Origin of the sequence: Microbacterium daqui (genome assembly GCF_050408675.1) — a bacterium.
In the GTDB taxonomy this organism is placed as follows: domain Bacteria; phylum Actinomycetota; class Actinomycetes; order Actinomycetales; family Microbacteriaceae; genus Microbacterium.
Genome location: NZ_JBNTKF010000002.1, coordinates 121,288 through 140,468, shown reverse-complemented (window position 1 = coordinate 140,468; position 19,181 = coordinate 121,288). Strand labels below are relative to the sequence as shown.

Genomic DNA, 19,181 nt, shown 5'->3' with positions numbered 1-19,181 from the left:
AACGTCGAACGCCCTGGCCGATAATCTCGGCCAGGGCGTTCGTGTCGGGCGCTCGAGGCACCTAGGGAAGCTGTACGACCGCGGTTCCTGCGGCGTGCACGCCACGTGAGTTCTCGCAGCGCACCGAGACTTCGCACACACCGTCGTCGGTGATGCTGACGACGGAGCCGGTGCAGGTCATGGTGTCGCCGGGGTAGTTCGGCGCGCCGAGACGCAGCGCCAGGCGGCGCAAGACAGCGCCCTCCCCCGCCCATTCGCGGACGAATCGTTCGGCGAAGCCGTTCGACGTGAGGATGTTCATGAAGATGTCTTCCGACCCGCGCTCGCGTGCGAGTTCGGGGTCGTGGTGCACGTCTTGGTAGTCGCGGCTCGCGATGGCGGTGGCGACGATGAGCGTGCGGCTGAGCGGAACCACGAGTTCGGGCAGCTGTTCGCCGACAGTCACATCGGTACGCGCGGTCATGCTGCCACCTCGCCGGGGATCAGTACGCCGGAGAGGGCCTCAAGATCCGTCTCCACATTGCCGAGCGTCAGCGCGAACTGGCGGCCCCACAGGAAGAAGCGGTGAATCGGGTAGTCCACGTCGACGCCGATGCCGCCGTGAACGTGCTGGCAGCGGTAGACGGTGTCTTCGGCCGACGTGCGGCCCCACCAGCTGGCGACCAGCGCGGCCGACTCGTTTTCTGGTTCCGTCAGCGCCTGCGCGAGCACGAGCTCCGCGGCGTCGATCGCAATCGACGAGTCAGCGAGCTGGTGCTGCAGCGACTGGAACGACCCAATCGGGCGACCAAACTGCTCGCGCTCCGAAACGTAACCCGACGTCAGCTTGAGCGCACCGCGCGCGATGCCGACGAGCACTGCCGCCAGCGCAATGCGCGATTCGCGCACGAGCGCCGCGAGCTCAGCGTCAGCACCAATCGCAACACCAGCGACCGATGCCAGTTCCAGGCGGCCGATCTTGCCGCGCGACGTGACGGCGGAGTGCGTCCACGTCACGCCGTCGGCGGCAGCGTCGATCAAGAACACGCGGGCTCCGTTCGGCGTCGCAGCCGACACCAGCACGTGCGTAGCCGTGTCGCTGTACGGAACGGCAATCTTGGTTCCGTTGAGCACCCAGCCGTCGCCCTCAGCAACAGCCGTAACCGTCGGTGTAAACAGATCGGCGCCGGCGCGCTCCTCAAGAGCAATCGTCGTACGAACCTCACCGGTCGCCGCACCCTCGAGCAGCGTCATGAACGTGTCCAGGTCATTCTCGGCGAGACGGCGGTGCGCGATCATGCTCGTCCACAGCGGCAGCGGCGCCACGTGGTAGCCCTGCTCGCGCAGCACCACGGCAATCGCGGTCAGGTCAAAGCCCATGCCACCGACCTCGGCGGGCAGCGCCACCGACGTGACACCCGACTGCGCGAGCTCAGCCCACAGCGCGTCGTCGTGCGACTGACCGCGCGACTCGAGCGTGACCAAACGTGCCGGCGTGGTCGCCGACTTCATGATCATGCAGGCGAGCTGACGGAGTTCATTCAGATCTTCGTCGATCAGGTGATCCATGAGTCAGCCTTCTTTCGGCGTGGTCGGAGCGGGAGCGGAACCGTCAGTTGCGGTGCCAGAGTAGGAACCAGCGCTCGCCTTGGGACGGAAACGGAGGGTGCGCCACACCTGACGGGCGACGACCTCACCTGCTTCGTCGGTGTAGGTCTTGGTGGTGGTGACGAAGCGTCCGACGCCGAGGCCGGTGGTCTTTTCGTCAGAGATCGCGTCAACGACTTCGGTGTAGCTCACGCGGTCGCCCGGAACCAATTCGCGCTCAAACGTGAAGTCGGAGTCGGTCGCGACAACGGAGGTGTATCCGCACGCGTCGAGGGCGGCGATGAGGTCGGCGAATCCGTCGACGGGAGCCTTCGCCGGATCGACCGTCGCCGCGTATCCGCGCATGACCCAGGCCTGAGTCATGGCGGCCGGTGCCACGACCGACGAGCGGCCGGTGGCTGCGGCGGCGTCAGCGTCGAGGTGAATGGCCGACGGCATGTTCATCGCCTCAACCCAGTGGCGGATCATCGGCACGTTGACCTCGTCAACACCCGGACGGTTGTCGATCAGCGTCGCGCCGACGAAGGAGAGCAGGTGCTCGGTAGCGGTGTCAGTCATGTCGTTCAACGCTTTCCGCGCGGCAGACCGAGCACGCCGGTTGCCACCATGTCACGCAGCACGTCGTTCACGCCACCACCGAAGGTGTTGACGATGCCCTGACGCGACAGCTGTTCGACCTCGCCGTGCATGACGTCGAAGGGTTCGTTCGGACGAATCGTGACCTCGGGCCCGAGAATGCGCGACAGCGTGCGCTGCACCTCAATGTGAGTCTCGGTTCCGTAGACCTTCGCGGCACCAGCGGCCGCACCGGTGAGGCGGTCTTCCGCGACCGCGTCAACGAGCTGCCAGTTCAGCAGGCGCATCGCTTCCAAACGTGCGTACAGTCGGGCAAACTCCCGACGCACCCACGGCTGCTCAATGGTTCCGTTCTCCTGCGCGTGCGCGAGAGCCGTTTCGTACAGCTGAATCGAGCGGCCGCCGAGCGCGGCGAGAGCCAGGCGCTCGTGGTTGAGCTGCGATGTGATGAGCCCCCAGCCGCCGTTGAGCTCGCCGACGAGATCAGCCTTGGTGGCGACGATGTCTTGGTAGAACGTCGAGGTCGTGTTGAGTCCGCTGACCGTGTTGATCGGCGTGACCGAGAAGCCGGGGTCACTACACGGCACGATGAAGATGCTGATGCCCTCGTGCTTGCGCACGTCGGGGTCGGTGCGGCATGCGAGCCACACGTAGTCAGACGTGTCGCCACCGGTCGTGAAGACCTTGGAACCGTTGATGACCCAGTTGTCCCCGTCGGCCACAGCCTTCGTCGACACAGCCGCGAGGTCGGTACCGGCCGAGGGCTCGGTGTAGCCGATCGCGAAGATGATTTCGCCGCGGAGCATGCCGGGCAGGTACTTCTGCTTTTGCTCTTCGGTGCCGAACTTCATCAGCATCGGGCCGACGGTGTTGACCGTCACGAGCGGGAAAGGAACGCCCGCACGCTGCACCTCGTCGTAGAAGATGAACTGCTCGTGGTCGCTCATGCCGCGGCCGCCGTACTCGGTCGGCCAGCCGACGCCGAGCCAGCCGTCACGACCCAGCATGCGCACGATCTCGCGGAAACGCGGCCCACTCGCACCCTGCGAACCGGCCAGACGACGCTCGTCGTCGGGCAGCAGTGACGCGAAGTAGCTTCGAAGTTCTTGACGCAGCTGTGTCTGCGCTTCAGTTTCTCTCAGTTGCATCGGTAATCCTCGTTGATCGTGCAGCTATGCGGCCATACGGCTCCGAGTCCCAGACAACCCCGGGGTTGTCTGGGCGTCAACGAGCGCTCCCATTGCGTGGCACAAATCGGCACCGGGGTGTTTCGCTCAGCCACAATCGAGTGACGAGGTTAGGGAGGATTGCGCATGGCCATGCACCTGCACAACATTGGTGAGCAGTATCGCGACGGATCATTCACGTGGGTTGCCGACGATGCGATGCTTTACGCGGTCGCCGTGGGCGCTGGTGCGACCGACGCTGGTCTCCCCTTCACGACCGAGAACTCGATCGATGTCGAGCTGCACACCCTGCCGCTGTTCGCCGTCATTCTGTCGGCGCGCGTCGGTGGGCCGTCTCTCACACGTGCCGGCGATTTTCCGATGAGCTCGGTTTTGCACGTCGGAACCACGGTGCGGCTAAGTGAGGAACTCCCCTGCGCCGGTGCTGGTTACGGGGTGCGGTCGATCCAGTCGATCAGCGACACCGGCAAGCACGCCGTCGTCGCGATGGACACCGCGCTGCACGACGCTGACACCGACGCCGTGCTCGCGACCGTCACGACGACAACCCTCATTCGCGGCGAAGGTGGCTTCGGCGGCGAGGCTCCGGCGCGGGCTCCCGAGCAACCGCACGAGCGCCCGCACGGCACGCTGCACTACGCCACCCGGCCCGACCAGGCGCTGCTCTATCGCCTCACCGGTGACCGCAACCCGTTGCACTCTGACCCGACGCTGGCCGCGAAAGTTGGCTTTGACCGACCCATTCTGCACGGCCTCGCGACCCTCGGTATCGCCGCCGCGCAACTTCAGTTGCACCGCGATCAGACCCGCCCCGTGCGCGAGGTGACCGCGGAGTTCAGCTCTCCCGTGGTTGCGGGCGACGCCCTGCGCACCGAGTACTGGATCACCCCCGACGCCACCCACTTTAAGGTGTGGGTCGAGGATCGCGTCGTCGTGAAGAACGCGGCGATCTCGTACGCGTAAGCGCTACAGCTCGACAACGAGCGCGACCTCAACGTCGGTCGCGGTGAACCCCATGCCCTCGTACAGGGTGTTGGCTCCGGTCGGGCTTGATGAGTCCACGTCGAGCGTCGCTTTCGCGAGGCCATCAGCACGCGCGCGACGCAGCGCCTCAGCGATGAGAGCGGGGGCAAGCTTCTGGCCACGGCGGTCGCGCACGACGCCGATCAGGTCGATGTACGACGCGCGGTAGCCCTGCAGTTCGGTGTCGTCTTCGTTGACCGAGCTGAGCGTGAATGCGATGACGATGGTCGTGCCGCGTTCGACGGCAACAACCGACAGGTCGGGGCGGAAGATCTCACCGGTCGTGAAGCGCTCCCACTTTTCGGGCGACGAGGGCTGGCTCCCCCAGTGATCACGGAACGCATCGTTGCGGGCCAGGCGCGTCGCTTCGCGGAGCTCCGGCGTGAAGGTGACGATCTCAACGTCGTCGCCGATGGCGAGGTCGGGAATATCGGCGGCGAGGTCGCGCTCCATCGTGTGGAAGTAGCGTTCGACGGTGAATCCCGCGTCGAGCCCGATCGCAATGGCGTCGGTGGTGCGCTCCTGCGCGTACATCGCGATCCACGCTGGGAGGGTTTCTTCGCGGGTCGCGAGATGCTGGGTCGCACGGGCCTTCGCCCACGCCAGCAGCATGGTTCCGATGCCCTGCCCGCGCACCTCGGGGTGCACGATGCCGTTCGTGTAGACCTGCACGCGCGTGTCGGCGCTGGAGGCCGGCATGATGCTCGCAAACGCGAGTGCGCGGCCGTCGGCGGCGAATCCGATGAGGGTGTCGACGGTGGCGTCGATCCCCGGGCCTTCGAGGAGGTCTTCGACCTCTTCGCGCGGTGACGCCCACGACGGGTGGTCGATGGCCTCGGCGGCGTGCGTCAACACGATGAGGGCCTCAAGGTCGGCCATCGTTGCGGGGCGCACCTCGGCCAGCGCCGGGTGTTCGACGGCGGGCAGGTTGGCGGGCGCCTGAATGCGGCGCGACAACGGCTCGAGTTCACTCATGCGCCCAGTTTATCGGCAGCCATTCGCTCGCCGGTGCCGCTTTCTGCGCCGCACCTGATGGTTCCGGAACCCCCGGTGCTCGTGTCGCAGAAATATTGCGTTTCTGGGGTGCCCCGGAAAACGCACGAGGCCCTCCTCCCGAAGGAAAAGGGCCTCGTGATGAAGCGAACTACTTAGCGTCGCCCTCAGCTGCGTCAGCAGCTTCGGTCTCGACAGCCTCGACGGGAGCCTCAACGGTCTCCTCGACGGGAGCCTCTACGGTCTCCTCGACGGCCTCAGCAGGTGCTTCTTCCTTTGCAGGAGCAGCAGCTGCCTTCTTGGCCGGCTTTGCAGCGGCCTTCTTGGCGACGGGCTCGAGAACGAGCTCGATGACAGCCATGGGAGCGTTGTCGCCCTTGCGGTTGCCAATCTTGGTGATGCGCGTGTAACCACCCGGGCGGTCAGCAACGAGCGGAGCGATCTCAGCAAACAGGACGTGCGTAGCGTCCTGGTTGCGGAGGATGCTCAGCACGCGACGACGTGCGTGCAGGTCGCCGCGCTTTGCGAACGTGACGAGACGCTCAGCGACCGGACGCAGGCGCTTTGCCTTGGTCTCGGTGGTCTGAATCGACTTGTGGGTGAACAGCGCGACAGCGAGGTTTGCAAGCAGCAGACGCTCGTGTGCGGGGCCGCCTCCGAGGCGGGGTCCCTTTGCAGGCTTTGGCATATCTCTTTACTCCAGGGAAATTTCTGAAAAGAAGTCGTGCGACTTAGTCTTCGTAGCCGTCGTAGAAGTGGGCGCCGTCGAAACCGGGCACCGAGTCCTTCAGCGACAGACCAAGCGAGGTGAGCTTGTCGCGAACCTCATCAACCGACTTCTGACCGAAGTTGCGGATGTTCATCAGCTGGGTCTCGCTGAGAGCAACAAGCTCCGAGACCGTGTTGATGCCTTCGCGCTTCAGGCAGTTGTAGGAACGAACCGACAGGTCGAGGTCTTCGATCGGCATCGACAGCTCGTTGCTGAGAACGGTCTCAACCGGCGCCGGGCCGATTTCGATACCTTCAGCTTCGACGTTCAGCTCGCGAGCGAGACCGAACAGTTCGACAAGCGTGCGACCAGCCGAAGCAACCGCGTCACGCGGAGCAATCGACGGCTTTGCCTCGACGTCCAGGATCAGTTTGTCGAAGTCGGTGCGCTCACCAGCACGGGTGGCGTCGACACGGTAGCTGACCTTGAGAACCGGCGAGTAGATCGAGTCGATCGGAATCTGGCCAGCTTCAGCGAACTCGTTGCGGTTCTGCGTTGCCGAAACGTAGCCACGGCCACGCTCGATCGTCAGTTCCAGCTCGAACTTCGCGGTGTCGTTGAGCGTCGCGATAACGAGCTCGGGGTTGTGAACCTCGACACCGGCCGGAGCCGAAATGTCAGCGGCGGTCACTTCACCCGCACCCGTCTTGCGCAGGTAAGCCGTGATGGGCTCGTCGCGCTCGCTCGAGAGAACCAGCTGCTTGATGTTCAGGATGATCTCGGTGACATCTTCCTTCACACCCGGGATCGTGCTGAACTCGTGCGAAACACCATCGAAACGAACGCTCGTGACTGCTGCGCCCGGGATGGACGAAAGCAGGCTGCGGCGCAGTGCGTTTCCGATGGTGTAACCGAATCCGGGCTCCAGCGGCTCAATGATGAACCGGCTGCGGAACTCCGCGATCTTCTCCTCGGTAAGAGTGGGACGCTGTGCAATAAGCACTATGTGTTCCTTTCAATCAAGTGCCCGCTATATGACACTTGCGGTTGAGGTTTTAAGTTGACCGGCTCGCGCCGGGATGGGAACCGCGCCAGCCGAAGCTGGCGCGGCAAAAAACCATCAGACGCGGCGGCGCTTCGGCGGACGGCATCCGTTGTGGGCCTGGGGCGTCACATCCTGGATCGAACCGACCTCGAGGCCTGCGGCCTGCAGCGAACGGATTGCAGTCTCGCGACCCGAACCCGGGCCCTTGACCATAACGTCAACCTTCTTCACGCCGTGCTCCTGAGCGCCCTTAGCGGCCGCTTCAGCTGCCATACCAGCAGCGTACGGAGTCGACTTACGCGAGCCCTTGAAGCCCACGCCACCCGACGATGCCCAGCTGATGACAGCGCCGGACGGGTCGGTGATCGAAACGATCGTGTTGTTGAAGGTCGACTTGATGTGTGCAACACCGAGCGCGATGTTCTTCTTTTCCTTGCGACGCGGCTTACGCGCAGCAGACTTAGGTGCAGCCATTGCTCTTTCCTAATCCTTCCGGGCGGCCTAGCGGCCGGCCTTCTTCTTGCCTGCGACGGTCTTCTTCGGACCCTTGCGCGTGCGTGCGTTGGTCTTGGTGCGCTGACCGCGAACCGGAAGGCCGCGACGGTGGCGGATACCTTCGTAGGATCCGACCTCAACCTTGCGGCGGATGTCAGCTGCCACCTCGCGGCGAAGGTCACCCTCCACCTTGTAGGTTGCGTCGATGTAGTCACGAAGCGTGACGAGCTGCTCGTCCGAAAGGTCCTTAACGCGGATCGACTCGTCGATCTCGGTGGCCTTGAGGATCTCGACCGAACGGGTACGGCCGATGCCGTAGATGTACGTGAGGGCGATCACCACGCGCTTGTCGCGCGGGATGTCTACGCCGGCAAGACGTGCCATGCGGTTCTCCTGTGGAGTATGTGGAGGTATGGGGCAACATCCATTCCCGAGCCTCCACCCGGGGTGTCCTCCGCGAACGGAATCCGATGCTACCTATGACAAATATTTAGTTATGAAGCGGAACGAACCGCGCAGGTCTTAGCCCTGGCGCTGCTTGTGACGCGGGTTGCTCTTGCAGATCACCATGACGCGTCCGTGACGACGGATCACGCGGCAGTGGTCGCAAATGGGCTTTACTGAGGGGTTAACCTTCATGATTTTCCTGTTTCGCTGTCTTCACTTCGGCAAGCCGAAGCGTTACTTCTCGACCGGTTTAGCGGTAGCGGTAAACGATGCGACCGCGGGTGAGGTCGTACGGGCTGAGCTCGACGACAACACGGTCTTCGGGGATGATGCGGATGTAGTTCTGCCGCATCTTTCCGGAGATCGTTGCAAGCACCTTGTGCCCGTTGGTCAGCTCAACGCGGAACATCGCGTTGGGCAGAGCCTCGGAAATTGTGCCTTCAATCTCGATGACACCGTCTTTTTTAGCCATAGCCTCGCTACCAATGTGCAAACCGGTCGGTCTGCGTGGATGTGAATTCGATACCCTGCCGATTCGGACACGCCGAAATCAAGGCACATGGCACCAAAGATCTATACTAGACGCCGTCAGGGCATCTCGGCAAACCGAGATGCCCTGACGTACCTGTGTTTTTGGTGTGTTATGCCGTACGACGCACGCGTGCGATGAGCATGAACGCCACGCCGGCGAACAGAACGGCGAGTGCGCCGCTGATCAGAGGCGTCGAAACGGACGAACCGGTGAAGGCCAGGTCGTCGCCGTTTGCACCTGCTTCTGCGTTCGCAGAGGTTCCGGAACCATTGGCTCCGTTGCCAGCAGCGGCAGCGGTTGCGCCGCTCGCGTTGCCCGAAGCACCCGACGCTGCTGTGGCGGTTGCCGAAGCGGTAGCGGGAGGGGTAGCGGTGTACCGTTCCCTTGCGCAATTCAACCGGCGCGCCCCCGCATTTCTGGTTCCGCTCCCCCGCCTCCGCGATCCGCAGGTCACCGTTGTCGCCAGAACCAGAAAATGTCGCGATGGAAAACCCATCCCCCGCCCAGAGGCCCCAGAGCCGAAGCCCGAGAACCGAAAGCGTTACTCGCTCTTGGCTGCGCCGCCGAACATGTCTGTGAAGAACGTCGGGGTCAGCGTGCTGAGCTGCGTGTATTCGTCGTTAATCAAGACGGTGGGCGTGTAAAGGCCCTGGTCTTGCGGGTTGCGCGGCATGTTGTTGCGCGTCTGCTTGGTGACGAAGTCAGCGAACGTCTGATCGGTCTGGCAGGCCTTGATGTCAACGCCGAGGCCCGAAGCGAGTTCGATGAGACGCTCGTCCGACAGACCGGTCGTGCCTTCAGCCGGCTGCTTAGCGAAGAGCGCGTCCATGTAGCTCATGGTGAGCTCAGGCTTCTCCTCAGCGACGCAGTAGAACGCGTTCGCGGCACGGGTCGAGTATTTCGTACCCTTCGACGCGTTGTCGAGGATGCTCACGGCATGAATGCCGAGCGAGATGTTGTCGCTCTTCGCGAGGTCGCGCAGGTCACCGCCGAAGTTCGTCTCGAAGTTCTTGCAGTTCGGGCACATGAAGTCGACGAACACCGAAACGGTGTCTTCGCCGTTTCCGATCGTGACCGCACCGGTCTCGGTGTCGACTGCAGCCGGGATGTTCTCAGCCGGCAGCTTGTTCGCGGCCTGGTTGCTGAACACAACCACCACCGCGATCGCTACAACGGCGACAACCACACCAATGCTCGTCCAGATCGCGAACCAGTTCGTCTTCTTTACAGCGGGCTTAGCCATGTCTCTCCCTAGCTAATCGGAGTCGGGGTAATACCAAACGGAGCGAGTCCTGCGGCACCGCCATCGGCCGCAGTCAGTACCCAAATACCATTCTCGTGCACAGCGACACTGTGTTCCCAGTGCGAACCCATGGATCCATCAATAGTTGTTACCGTCCACTCGTCGTCTTCAACGAAGGTGGCTTCGGAACCACTGGTCACCATGGGCTCGATTGCCAGCACCAGACCAGGCTTAACAACCTCGCCACGCTCAGGCGTGCGGTAGTTGAAGACGGTCGGCGCCTCGTGCATCTTGCGGCCGATGCCGTGGCCGACATACTCGCGCAGAATGCCGAACGGCTTACCTGTGCGGGAGAACGGACGCGCGACGATGTAGTCCTCGATCGCAGCCGAGATCTCGCCGATGCGATCGGCCGTCGCCATCGCGGCAATGCCGGCCCACAGCGACCCTTCGGTCACATCAGACAACTCCTGGCGCTCGGCGACGTCTTGCACGTTCGCCTCGCCCGGCACGATGAACGTGCGGGCTGAGTCGCCGCTCCAGCCGTTGAACTGTGCACCGCAGTCAATCGACACGATGTCGCCAGCCTGCAACACGCGATCGGTGGGAATGCCGTGTACCACCTGGTCATTGACCGAAGCGCAGACAGTGTGGAAATAACCCGGAACCAACATGAAGTTGGGTTCTGCACCGCGGAGGCGAATGACCGCTTCAGCAGCGGCATCCAGCTCGAGAGTCGTAACGCCCGGGCGGATCATCTCCGCGACAGCATCCAGCGCTGCCGCGGTGATGAGGCCAGGTTCTACCATTGCCCGCAGCTGGGCGGACGACTTGTAGATGGACTTTCGGAACACGGGTTACGCGTCAGCGTCAGCGGACGCGGTCAGGCCGCGAGCAGCAAGAGCAGCAAAGATGCGCTCGGTGATCTCGTCGAGCGAGCCCACACCGTCGATCGTGTCGACGATGCCGCGCACGCCGTACACCTCGAGAATCGGAGCGGTCTCCTTCTCGTAGATGTCGAGGCGCTTTGCGATGGCGTCAGGAGTGTCGTCTTCACGACCCTGCTCAGCCGCACGCAGTGCGATACGAGCGATCGACTCTTCACGCGGAACGGCGAGCTCGATGACGGCGTCAAGCGCTTCACCACGGCCGCCGAGGAACTCGTCGAGGTCACCAACCTGAGCGCGGTTGCGCGGGTAGCCATCGAGCAGGAAGCCCGTCGCAGCGTCATCTTCCGACAGACGGTCGCGAACCAGGTCACCGGTCAGCTCGTCAGACACGAGGTCGCCGCGCGCGGTGATCTCCTGAACCTTCTTGCCGAGCTCCGTGCCGCCCTTGATGTTGGCGCGGAAGATGTCGCCCGTCGAAACCACCGGAATACCGAAAGCTTCGGCGATACGAATGCCCTGGGTGCCCTTGCCGGAACCTTGCGGGCCAACAATCAAAAAGCGTGCGGAAGCGGTGGTCATCGCAGAAGCCCTTCGTAGTGACGCTGTTGCAGCTGTGCATCGATCTGCTTAACGGTCTCGAGACCGACACCAACCATGATCAGGATCGACGCGCCACCGAACGGGAAGTTCTGGTTAGCGCCAACCGTCGCGAGGGCGATGAACGGGATGAGAGCCACGATGCCGAGGTAGATGGAACCAGGGAAAGTGATGCGCGTGAGTACGTACTCGAGGTACTCAGCGGTCGGACGACCTGCGCGGATACCCGGGATGAAGCCGCCGTACTTCTTCATGTTGTCAGCAACCTCAACAGGGTTGAACGTGATGGCAACGTAGAAGTAGGTGAAGCCGACGATCAGCAGGAAGTAGACAGCCATGTACAGCGGGCTGTCACCCGTCGTCAGGTACTGCGCGATGAACGTCACCCACGGTGCCGGCTCTTCACCCGGAGCAGGCTGGTTGAACTGCGCGATAAGCGCGGGGATGTACAGCAGCGACGATGCGAAGATGACAGGCACAACACCGGCCATGTTCACCTTGATCGGGATGTACGTGTTGGTGCCGCCAACGGTGCGGCGGCCAACCATGCGCTTCGCGTACTGCACCGGAATGCGGCGCTGCGACTGCTCAACGAAGACGACGAGCGCGACGATCAGGACGCCGACGAGGATGACGAGCAGGAAGGTCTCGAAGCCCTTGGTTGCCCAGATGACACCCATGGCGCCGGGGAACGTGGCTGCGATCGACGTGAAGATGAGCAGCGACATACCGTTACCGATACCGCGCTCCGTCACGAGCTCTGCGAACCACATAATCAGACCGGTACCGGCCGTCAGCGTGATGATCATCATCAGCTGGGCGTACCACTCCTGGTTCGTGAGCAGCTCTGCGCACGGACCACCAGCGTTACCGAAGAGTTGGCCGGTGCGGGCGACGGTGATAAGCGTCGTCGACTGCAGCAGCGCGAGGGCGATGGTCAGGTAACGCGTGTACTGCGTCAGCTTGGTCTGACCCGCCTGACCCTCCTTGTGGAGAGCCTCAAAGTGTGGGATGACCACACGCAGAAGCTGCGTGATGATCGTTGCCGTGATGTACGGCATCACACCCAGCGCGAAGATCGACAGCTGGAGCAGGGCTCCGCCGGAGAACATGTTCACGATGGACATGAGGTTTACCGGACCACCCTCACCGGAGGTGCCGGAGTTCAGGGCAATACAGTCCTGAACGTTTGCGTAGTCGACGAATGGCGCAGGAATGTGCGCACCCAGTCGATAGATGGCGATGATCGCCAGGGTGAAACCGATCTTCCGACGAAGGTCGGGCGTACGGAAGATCCGCGCGATGGCGCTAAACAAAAGCATTCCTCCTGACGAGCAAGGCGGTGGCAGTGCGGGCGGTCGGAGTCTGGAGACTCCGACCGCCCGTCACTCAGCGTAAGCCATGAGGCTTAGGCTACCGAACCACCTGCAGCAACAATCTTCTGCTCAGCCGAGCTCGAGACCTTGTCTACCTGGACATTCAGCTTAACGGTGATGTCGCCGTTGCCGAGGACCTTCACCTTCTCGTTCTTGCGAACAGCACCCTTTGCGACCAGGTCAGCAATGGTGACGTCGCCACCGTTGGGGTACAGCTCCGTGAGCTTGTCCAGGTTTACAACCTGGTACTCAACACGGAACGGGTTCTTGAAGCCGCGCAGCTTAGGCGTACGCATGTGGAGCGGCATCTGGCCACCCTCGAACCCAACCTTGACCTGGTAACGAGCCTTCGTACCCTTGGTACCACGGCCGGCCGTCTTACCCTTCGAGCCCTCACCGCGACCAACACGGGTCTTTGCGGTGTGTGCTCCGGGAACGGGGCGGAGGTGGTGAACCTTGAGCACGCCGGGGCGCGAGGCCGTAGCCTCAGCCTTGGCAGCAGGCTTCTTCGCGGCAGGCTTCTTAGCCGCCGTCTTCTTGGCGGGGGCCTCGACCGTTGCTACGGTCTCGTCCTTCTTTTCAGCCATTAGTCGATCTCCTCAACCTTGACGAGGTGAGCAACAGTGCGCACGTAGCCGCGCGTCTGAGCGTCGTCCGGACGAACGACCGAGTCGCCGATCCGCTTGAGGCCCAGCGAACGCAGCGTGTCGCGCTGGTTCTGCTTCTCGCTCACCTTGGACTTAACCTGGGTCACCTTAAGACGTGCAGCCATCAGGCACCTACCTTTGCTTCCGCAGCAGCCTTAGCAACGCGTGCTTCGATCTTGAGGATCTTGGCGGGAACAACCTGGTCGTAGTCGAGACCACGACGAGCTGCGACAGCGCGCGGCTCTTCCAGCTGCTTCAGTGCGTCAACCGTTGCGTGAACGATGTTGATCGTGTTCGACGAACCGAGCGACTTCGACAGAACGTCGTGGACGCCTGCGCACTCGAGGACGGCGCGAACCGGACCACCGGCGATAACACCGGTACCAGCTGCTGCCGGGCGGAGCAGGACAACGCCTGCTGCTGCCTCACCCTGGACGGGGTGCGGGATCGACGATGCTACGCGAGGAACGCGGAAGAAGTTGCGCTTGGCGTCTTCCACACCCTTCGAGATAGCAAGAGGAACTTCGCGTGCCTTGCCGTATCCGACGCCGACAACACCGTTGCCGTCACCGACAACGACGAGAGCGGTGAAGCTAAAGCGACGACCACCCTTGACGACCTTCGAAACGCGGTTGATGGTGACAACACGCTCGAGGAACTGGCTTTCGGCACGGTCACGCGAACCGCGGTCACGGTTCGGGTTACGCTCGCGACCGCCGCGGCGAGCCTCACGGGGCTCACGCTCGGTCGTCGCCTCGGCTGCTGCAACCTCGGTTGCTGCTGCCTGAGTGACTTCAGTCACTTCGGTCTCCTTGTTTTCGCTCACAGGTTCAACCCTCCCTCGCGGGCGCCGTCTGCAATTGCTGCAACGCGGCCGGCGTAGCGGTTACCGCCACGGTCGAACACAACTGCCTCGATACCGGCAGCCTTTGCGCGCTCGGCGAGGAGTTCCCCAACCTTGCGTGCCTTTGCGGTCTTGTCACCGTCGTTTGCACGAAGGTCGGTCTCGAGCGTCGATGCCGAAACGAGGGTGTGACCCTTGCTGTCGTCGACGATCTGGACGAACACGTGACGTGCCGAACGGGTTACAACGAGGCGCGGACGCTCTGCCGTACCAACGATGTGCTTGCGAAGACGCGCGTGACGACGTGCACGTGCGACTGACTTCGACTTCACAGCCATGGTTACTTACCAGCCTTTCCGGCCTTGCGACGAACGACCTCGCCTGCGTAACGCACACCCTTGCCCTTGTAGGGCTCAGGCTTACGGATCTTGCGAATGTTCGCTGCAGCTTCACCGACGGCCTGCTTCGAGATGCCGGTGACGGTGAGCTTGTTGTTGCCCTCAACCGTGAGCGTGATGCCCGCGGGTGCCTCAACGATGACCGGGTGCGAGAAGCCGAGGGCGAACTCTACCGAGGTGCCCTTCTGAGCGACGCGGTAACCGGTTCCGACAACCTCAAGGCCCTTGGAGTAACCCTCGGTGACGCCGATGATGTCGTTGTGAATCAGGGTGCGGGTCAGGCCGTGCAGCGAACGCGACTCGCGCTCGTCGTCGGGGCGCGAAACCACAACCTGGTTGTCCTCGACCGAGACCTCGATGGGGCTAGCTACGTTGAGAACGAGCTCGCCCTTCGGGCCCTTAACCGAGACTGCCGAGCCGTCGACCGAAACGGTCACTCCGGCCGGAATGCTAATGGGAAGACGTCCGATACGTGACATAAGTGATCACCAAACGTAGGCGAGGACTTCCCCACCTACACCCTTGTTCTCAGCCTGGCGGTCCGTGAGGAGGCCAGAGGAGGTGGACAGAATGGCGATACCGAGGCCACCGAGAACCTTGGGAAGTTCGGTCGACTTTGCGTAAACGCGAAGACCGGGCTTCGAAACGCGCTTGATACCAACGATCGAGCGCTCACGGTTCTGGCCGTACTTCAGCGTCAGCGTGAGGTTCTTACCAACGCGTGCGTCAGAAACCTCCCACCCTGCGATGAAACCCTCAGACTTGAGGATATCGGCAACGTGCGTCTTGAGCTTGCTCGACGGCATGGTCACTGAGTCGTGGTGCGCCGAGTTCGCGTTGCGCAGACGGGTCAGCATATCTGCGACCGGGTCTGTCATTGTCATGTGTTATTTCCTTTGTTCACCAGGTTTCGACGCCGCGTTACACGCGAGCCGACCTGTGGTGGTGGATACCAAAGATCTATCCTCTCATGCCGGTTGCCCACGTTGTGACACGTGGGCAACCGGTGAGAGTAATCTTCGGCGTTTAAACCGAGCTAATTACGCCTGAGCGTCGTCAGCGCGGAAGGGGAATCCGAGGTGACGCAGCAGAGCGCGACCCTCGTCATCCGTCTTCGCCGTGGTCACGACAGTGATGTCGAAACCGCGAACGCGGTCGATCTTGTCCTGGTCGATCTCGTGGAAGACCGACTGCTCCTGCAGACCGAACGTGTAGTTACCGTTGCCGTCGAACTGCTTGCCCGAGAGACCGCGGAAGTCGCGGATACGGGGCAGTGCGAGCGAAACCAGGCGGTCGACAAATTCCCATGCACGGTCGCCACGGAGCGTGACGTGTGCACCAATTGCCTGACCTTCGCGCAGCTTGAACTGTGCGATGGACTTCTTTGCCTTGGTGACGATCGGCTTCTGACCGGTGATTGCGGTCAGGTCGGCGACAGCACCATCGATGACCTTAGAGTCACGAGCGGCTTCACCAACACCGGTATTTACAACAACCTTGACCAGGCCGGGAATCTGCATGACGTTTTCGTAGCCGAATTCGTCCTGCATCGCCTTCTTGATCTCGGCGTTGTACTTCTGCTTGAGGCGCGGCTGGATCTTGCCAGCAGTCGCAGCAGTTGCGTTGCTCATCAGAGGTCCTTACCGCTCTTCTTTGCGAAACGCACGCGAACCGTGCGCTTGACGCCGTCCTTCGTCTGCTCCTCAACGCGGTGTCCGACCTTGGTGGTCTTCTTCGTCGAGGGGTCAACGAGGGCAACGTTCGAAATGTGGATGGGTGCTTCCATCGTTTCGATGCCACCGGTCTTGGTGCCGCGCTGCGACTGACCAACACGCGAGTGCTTCGTGATGTAGTTCACGCCTTCAACGATGATGCGGTTCTGCTCGGTGAAGATCTCGAGGACCTTACCCTGCTTGCCGCGGTCGCCGCCGCGCTCGGGCTTAGCGCCCGTGATGACCTGAACGAGGTCACCCTTCTTGATCTTCGCCATGATCAGATAACCTCCGGTGCCAGCGAGACGATCTTCATGAACTTCTTGTCACGAAGCTCGCGACCGACCGGTCCGAAGATACGGGTGCCGCGGGGCTCCCCGTCGTTCTTCAGGATGACGGCAGCGTTCTCGTCGAACTTGATGTACGAGCCGTCCTGACGGCGCGTGTGCTTCTTCGTGCGGACGACGACCGCCTTAACGACGTCACCCTTCTTCACGTTTCCGCCGGGGATTGCGTCCTTGACCGTAGCGACGATGACGTCACCCAGGCCCGCGTAACGACGGCCGGAGCCACCGAGAACACGGATCGTGAGCAGTTCCTTCGCACCGGTGTTGTCGGCGACCTTGAGGCGGGATTCAGTCTGAATCACTTGTTACTCCCTTATTCCAAGCAGGCCCGAAGGCTTACTTGGCCTTCTCGAGGATCTCGACGAGACGCCACCGCTTGGTAGCGCTCAGGGGGCGGGTCTCGTTGATGAGAACGAGGTCGCCGATGCCGGCGCTGTTCGTCTCGTCGTGAGCCTTAACCTTCGACGTGCGACGGATGACCTTGCCGTAGAGCGGGTGCTTAACGCGGTCCTCAACCTCTACAACGATGGTTTTGTCCATCTTGTCGCTGACAACGTAGCCACGACGTGACTTGCGGTCACCGCGCACAACGGCTTCAGCCTGTACGGCTTCGTCCTTAGCAGCCATTACTCTGCATCCTCCTTCGCGACCTCAGCTTCATCAGCCTTCTTCGCCTTAGCCTTCTTCGCCTTGGGAGCCGCCTCGACGGGTGCGGGCGTGGCACGAATGCCCAGCTCGCGCTCGCGGATAACGGTGTACAGGCGTGCAATGTCGCGCTTGACGGCGCGGATGCGACCGTGGCTCTCGAGCTGGCCCGTTGCCGACTGGAAGCGCAGGTTAAACAGCTCTTCCTTGGCCTTACGGACCTCCTCGAGGAGGCGCTGGTCTTCGAACGTGTCCAGCTCGCTCGGGGCGAGCGTCTTGGTGCCGATCGCCATTATGCGTCGCCTTCCTCGCGCTTGATGATGCGTGCCTTGAGCGGCAGCTTATGGATGGCACGGGTCATGGCTTCGCGAGCAAGCTCCTCGCTAACACCGGCGACCTCGAAGAGGACGCGACCCGGCTTGACGTTTGCGACCCACCACTCGGGCGAACCCTTACCGGAACCCATGCGGGTTTCGGCCGGCTTCTTCGTCAGCGGACGGTCGGGGTAGATGTTGATCCACACCTTTCCACCACGCTTGATGTGACGGGTCATTGCGATACGAGCGGACTCGATCTGACGGTTGGTGACGTATGCGGGAGTCAGGGCCTGAATGCCGTACTCGCCGAACGAAACCTTGGTTCCGCCGGTAGCTGCACCATCACGCTTGGGGTGGTGCTGCTTGCGGAACTTAACCTTACGAGGGATAAGCATTACGCCGATGCTCCTTCCGAAACCGGTGCCTCAGCGTTGTTACGCGGGGCACGACGGCGGTCGCCGCCACGGTCATCACGGCCACGCGACTTGGGCGCGTTAGCCTGCTCGCGAGCGAGTTCCTTGTTGGTCAGGTCGCCCTTGTAGATCCATACCTTCACACCGATGCGGCCGAAGGTGGTCTTTGCCTCGTAGAAGCCGTAGTCGATGTTCGCACGAAGCGTGTGCAGCGGCACGCGACCTTCGCGGTAGAACTCCGAGCGGCTCATCTCGGCGCCGCCGAGGCGGCCGGAGACCTGGATACGAATACCCTTAGCGCCTGCACGCTGAGCACCCTGGAGGCCCTTACGCATCGCGCGGCGGAATGCCACGCGAGCGGTGAGCTGCTCTGCGATGCCCTGTGCAACCAACTGAGCGTCAGCCTCGGGGTTACGAACCTCGAGGATGTTCAGCTGGATCTGCTTGCCGGTGAGCTTCTCAAGGTCAGCGCGGATGCGCTCAGCCTCAGCACCACGGCGACCGATGACGATACCCGGGCGAGCCGTGTGGATGTCCACACGAACGCGGTCACGGGTGCGCTCGATCTCGATGTTGCTGACACCGGCACGATCCAGCTGCGTCTGCAGCAGCTGACGGATCTTGATGTCCTCGGCGACGTAGTCAGCGTAACGCTGGCCGGGCTTCGTCGAGTCCGAGAACCAACGTGACACGTGGTCCGTCGTAATACCGAGGCGGAAGCCGTACGGGTTAACCTTCTGTCCCATTACTTGCTCGCCTTCTTCTTAGCCGCAGGAGCAGCAACAGCTGCCTCCGGCGTCGAAAGCACGACCGTGATGTGGCTCGTGCGCTTCTTGATCTGGAATGCGCGACCCTGTGCACGGGGCCGGAAACGCTTCAGCGTCGTGCCCTCATCCACATATGCGTTCGATACGAACAGGTCCGACTCGTCCAGCGGTTCACCGTTCTTGTCCGCGGTAACGCGGGCATTGGCGATGGCCGAGTGGACCAGCTTGTAGATCGGCTCCGAAGCTGCCTGCTGCGCGAACTTCAGGATTGCGAGGGCTTCTTCAGCCTGCTTTCCCTTGATCAGCGCAACGACGCGACGAGCCTTCTGAGGGGTCACGCGGATGTGTCGCACGCGTGCGATGGACTCCACCATTTCTTCTCCTCTGCGCC

At 62.4% G+C, this 19,181-nt stretch carries 31 protein-coding genes; 1 reads left to right on the top strand and 30 read right to left on the bottom strand.

The features are described 5' to 3' along the window. Positions 1-61: 61 nt before the first annotated feature. The 4 genes from ACQUSY_RS01970 to ACQUSY_RS01955 are packed head-to-tail and all read right to left on the bottom strand — an operon-like array spanning position 62 to position 3,311. Positions 62-463 carry a MaoC family dehydratase gene (locus ACQUSY_RS01970; protein ID WP_428902839.1) on the bottom strand — a complete coding sequence of 134 codons (402 nt, stop codon included), beginning with the start codon at positions 461-463 and terminating at the stop codon, positions 62-64. Next, positions 460-1,548, bottom strand: a complete 1,089-nt coding sequence (locus ACQUSY_RS01965) for an acyl-CoA dehydrogenase family protein (RefSeq protein ID WP_428902838.1) — start codon at positions 1,546-1,548, stop codon at positions 460-462. The genes ACQUSY_RS01970 and ACQUSY_RS01965 overlap by 4 nt, the downstream gene beginning before the upstream one ends. A gap of 3 nt (positions 1,549-1,551) precedes the next feature. Then, the gene (locus ACQUSY_RS01960) at positions 1,552-2,145 is read right to left on the bottom strand and encodes an FAS1-like dehydratase domain-containing protein (RefSeq protein WP_428902837.1); all 594 of its coding nucleotides are present in this window, start codon (positions 2,143-2,145) and stop codon (positions 1,552-1,554) included. A 5-nt stretch (positions 2,146-2,150) separates the two neighbouring features. Further along, positions 2,151-3,311, bottom strand: a complete 1,161-nt coding sequence (locus tag ACQUSY_RS01955) for an acyl-CoA dehydrogenase family protein (protein ID WP_428902836.1) — start codon at positions 3,309-3,311, stop codon at positions 2,151-2,153. Positions 3,312-3,476: 165 nt separating this feature from the next. Between ACQUSY_RS01955 and ACQUSY_RS01950 the strand changes: the two genes are divergently transcribed. Further along, positions 3,477-4,313: a MaoC/PaaZ C-terminal domain-containing protein gene (locus ACQUSY_RS01950; RefSeq protein ID WP_428902835.1), complete on the top strand. Its 837-nt coding sequence runs from the start codon at positions 3,477-3,479 to the stop codon at positions 4,311-4,313. Between the two features lie 3 nt (positions 4,314-4,316). Here ACQUSY_RS01950 and ACQUSY_RS01945 read toward each other — a convergent pair whose 3' ends face one another. From ACQUSY_RS01945 to rplV, 26 genes are all read right to left on the bottom strand, one after another. Continuing rightward, positions 4,317-5,348 (bottom strand): GNAT family N-acetyltransferase, encoded by a 1,032-nt coding sequence (locus tag ACQUSY_RS01945; protein WP_428902834.1) that lies wholly within the window; start codon positions 5,346-5,348, stop codon positions 4,317-4,319. A 169-nt stretch (positions 5,349-5,517) separates the two neighbouring features. After that, positions 5,518-6,054: a 50S ribosomal protein L17 gene (gene rplQ / locus ACQUSY_RS01940; RefSeq protein WP_428902833.1), complete on the bottom strand. Its 537-nt coding sequence runs from the start codon at positions 6,052-6,054 to the stop codon at positions 5,518-5,520. Positions 6,055-6,097: 43 nt separating this feature from the next. Then, positions 6,098-7,078: a DNA-directed RNA polymerase subunit alpha gene (locus ACQUSY_RS01935; RefSeq protein ID WP_428902832.1), complete on the bottom strand. Its 981-nt coding sequence runs from the start codon at positions 7,076-7,078 to the stop codon at positions 6,098-6,100. A 117-nt stretch (positions 7,079-7,195) separates the two neighbouring features. Continuing rightward, a complete protein-coding gene (gene rpsK / locus ACQUSY_RS01930) occupies positions 7,196-7,594 on the bottom strand; it encodes a 30S ribosomal protein S11 (RefSeq protein ID WP_428902831.1) in 399 nt (132 codons plus the stop codon). A gap of 27 nt (positions 7,595-7,621) precedes the next feature. Continuing rightward, a complete protein-coding gene (rpsM, locus tag ACQUSY_RS01925; RefSeq protein WP_428902830.1) occupies positions 7,622-7,999 on the bottom strand; it encodes a 30S ribosomal protein S13 in 378 nt (125 codons plus the stop codon). Positions 8,000-8,137: 138 nt separating this feature from the next. Continuing rightward, positions 8,138-8,254 (bottom strand): 50S ribosomal protein L36, encoded by a 117-nt coding sequence (gene rpmJ, locus ACQUSY_RS01920; protein WP_071644008.1) that lies wholly within the window; start codon positions 8,252-8,254, stop codon positions 8,138-8,140. Between the two features lie 58 nt (positions 8,255-8,312). Beyond that, positions 8,313-8,534: a translation initiation factor IF-1 gene (gene infA / locus ACQUSY_RS01915; protein WP_116648310.1), complete on the bottom strand. Its 222-nt coding sequence runs from the start codon at positions 8,532-8,534 to the stop codon at positions 8,313-8,315. A 169-nt stretch (positions 8,535-8,703) separates the two neighbouring features. Further along, the gene (locus tag ACQUSY_RS01910) at positions 8,704-8,991 is read right to left on the bottom strand and encodes a hypothetical protein (protein ID WP_428902829.1); all 288 of its coding nucleotides are present in this window, start codon (positions 8,989-8,991) and stop codon (positions 8,704-8,706) included. Between the two features lie 144 nt (positions 8,992-9,135). Then, the gene (locus tag ACQUSY_RS01905) at positions 9,136-9,837 is read right to left on the bottom strand and encodes a DsbA family protein (RefSeq protein WP_428902828.1); all 702 of its coding nucleotides are present in this window, start codon (positions 9,835-9,837) and stop codon (positions 9,136-9,138) included. Between the two features lie 8 nt (positions 9,838-9,845). After that, complete coding sequence (gene map, locus ACQUSY_RS01900; RefSeq protein WP_428902827.1) at positions 9,846-10,691, bottom strand: type I methionyl aminopeptidase; 846 nt, start codon at positions 10,689-10,691, stop codon at positions 9,846-9,848. Between the two features lie 3 nt (positions 10,692-10,694). Further along, positions 10,695-11,306 (bottom strand): adenylate kinase, encoded by a 612-nt coding sequence (locus ACQUSY_RS01895; RefSeq protein ID WP_428902826.1) that lies wholly within the window; start codon positions 11,304-11,306, stop codon positions 10,695-10,697. Then, on the bottom strand, positions 11,303-12,640 hold the full coding sequence (secY, locus tag ACQUSY_RS01890; protein ID WP_428902942.1) for a preprotein translocase subunit SecY: 1,338 nt from the start codon (positions 12,638-12,640) through the stop codon (positions 11,303-11,305). The genes ACQUSY_RS01895 and secY overlap by 4 nt, the downstream gene beginning before the upstream one ends. Positions 12,641-12,732: 92 nt before the next feature. After that, a complete protein-coding gene (rplO, locus tag ACQUSY_RS01885) occupies positions 12,733-13,287 on the bottom strand; it encodes a 50S ribosomal protein L15 (RefSeq protein WP_428902825.1) in 555 nt (184 codons plus the stop codon). Continuing rightward, positions 13,287-13,472, bottom strand: a complete 186-nt coding sequence (gene rpmD, locus ACQUSY_RS01880; RefSeq protein WP_018171461.1) for a 50S ribosomal protein L30 — start codon at positions 13,470-13,472, stop codon at positions 13,287-13,289. Before rpmD ends, rplO begins: the two co-directional genes overlap by 1 nt. Continuing rightward, positions 13,472-14,149: a 30S ribosomal protein S5 gene (gene rpsE / locus ACQUSY_RS01875; RefSeq protein ID WP_367948806.1), complete on the bottom strand. Its 678-nt coding sequence runs from the start codon at positions 14,147-14,149 to the stop codon at positions 13,472-13,474. The genes rpmD and rpsE overlap by 1 nt, the downstream gene beginning before the upstream one ends. Before the next feature lie 20 nt (positions 14,150-14,169). After that, on the bottom strand, positions 14,170-14,529 hold the full coding sequence (rplR, locus tag ACQUSY_RS01870) for a 50S ribosomal protein L18 (RefSeq protein ID WP_147825086.1): 360 nt from the start codon (positions 14,527-14,529) through the stop codon (positions 14,170-14,172). Between the two features lie 2 nt (positions 14,530-14,531). Beyond that, complete coding sequence (gene rplF, locus ACQUSY_RS01865) at positions 14,532-15,068, bottom strand: 50S ribosomal protein L6 (protein ID WP_428902824.1); 537 nt, start codon at positions 15,066-15,068, stop codon at positions 14,532-14,534. 6 nt (positions 15,069-15,074) lie between these two features. Further along, positions 15,075-15,473 (bottom strand): 30S ribosomal protein S8, encoded by a 399-nt coding sequence (gene rpsH / locus ACQUSY_RS01860; RefSeq protein ID WP_428902823.1) that lies wholly within the window; start codon positions 15,471-15,473, stop codon positions 15,075-15,077. A gap of 156 nt (positions 15,474-15,629) precedes the next feature. After that, positions 15,630-16,220 (bottom strand): 50S ribosomal protein L5, encoded by a 591-nt coding sequence (rplE, locus tag ACQUSY_RS01855; RefSeq protein ID WP_217336889.1) that lies wholly within the window; start codon positions 16,218-16,220, stop codon positions 15,630-15,632. Beyond that, positions 16,220-16,579 (bottom strand): 50S ribosomal protein L24, encoded by a 360-nt coding sequence (gene rplX / locus ACQUSY_RS01850; protein ID WP_428902822.1) that lies wholly within the window; start codon positions 16,577-16,579, stop codon positions 16,220-16,222. The genes rplE and rplX overlap by 1 nt, the downstream gene beginning before the upstream one ends. Positions 16,580-16,581: 2 nt before the next feature. Beyond that, the gene (gene rplN, locus ACQUSY_RS01845; protein ID WP_428902821.1) at positions 16,582-16,950 is read right to left on the bottom strand and encodes a 50S ribosomal protein L14; all 369 of its coding nucleotides are present in this window, start codon (positions 16,948-16,950) and stop codon (positions 16,582-16,584) included. A 34-nt stretch (positions 16,951-16,984) separates the two neighbouring features. Further along, positions 16,985-17,275 carry a 30S ribosomal protein S17 gene (rpsQ, locus tag ACQUSY_RS01840; protein ID WP_428902820.1) on the bottom strand — a complete coding sequence of 97 codons (291 nt, stop codon included), beginning with the start codon at positions 17,273-17,275 and terminating at the stop codon, positions 16,985-16,987. Beyond that, positions 17,275-17,586, bottom strand: coding sequence for a 50S ribosomal protein L29 (rpmC, locus tag ACQUSY_RS01835; protein WP_428902819.1), 312 nt, complete (start codon positions 17,584-17,586; stop codon positions 17,275-17,277). Before rpmC ends, rpsQ begins: the two co-directional genes overlap by 1 nt. Then, positions 17,586-18,005: a 50S ribosomal protein L16 gene (gene rplP, locus ACQUSY_RS01830; RefSeq protein WP_428902818.1), complete on the bottom strand. Its 420-nt coding sequence runs from the start codon at positions 18,003-18,005 to the stop codon at positions 17,586-17,588. Before rplP ends, rpmC begins: the two co-directional genes overlap by 1 nt. Next, positions 18,005-18,769, bottom strand: a complete 765-nt coding sequence (gene rpsC, locus ACQUSY_RS01825) for a 30S ribosomal protein S3 (RefSeq protein ID WP_428902817.1) — start codon at positions 18,767-18,769, stop codon at positions 18,005-18,007. Before rpsC ends, rplP begins: the two co-directional genes overlap by 1 nt. After that, entirely contained in the window at positions 18,769-19,164 is a 396-nt protein-coding gene (rplV, locus tag ACQUSY_RS01820) for a 50S ribosomal protein L22 (RefSeq protein ID WP_428902816.1), read from the bottom strand. The genes rpsC and rplV overlap by 1 nt, the downstream gene beginning before the upstream one ends. Positions 19,165-19,181 lie beyond the last annotated feature (17 nt).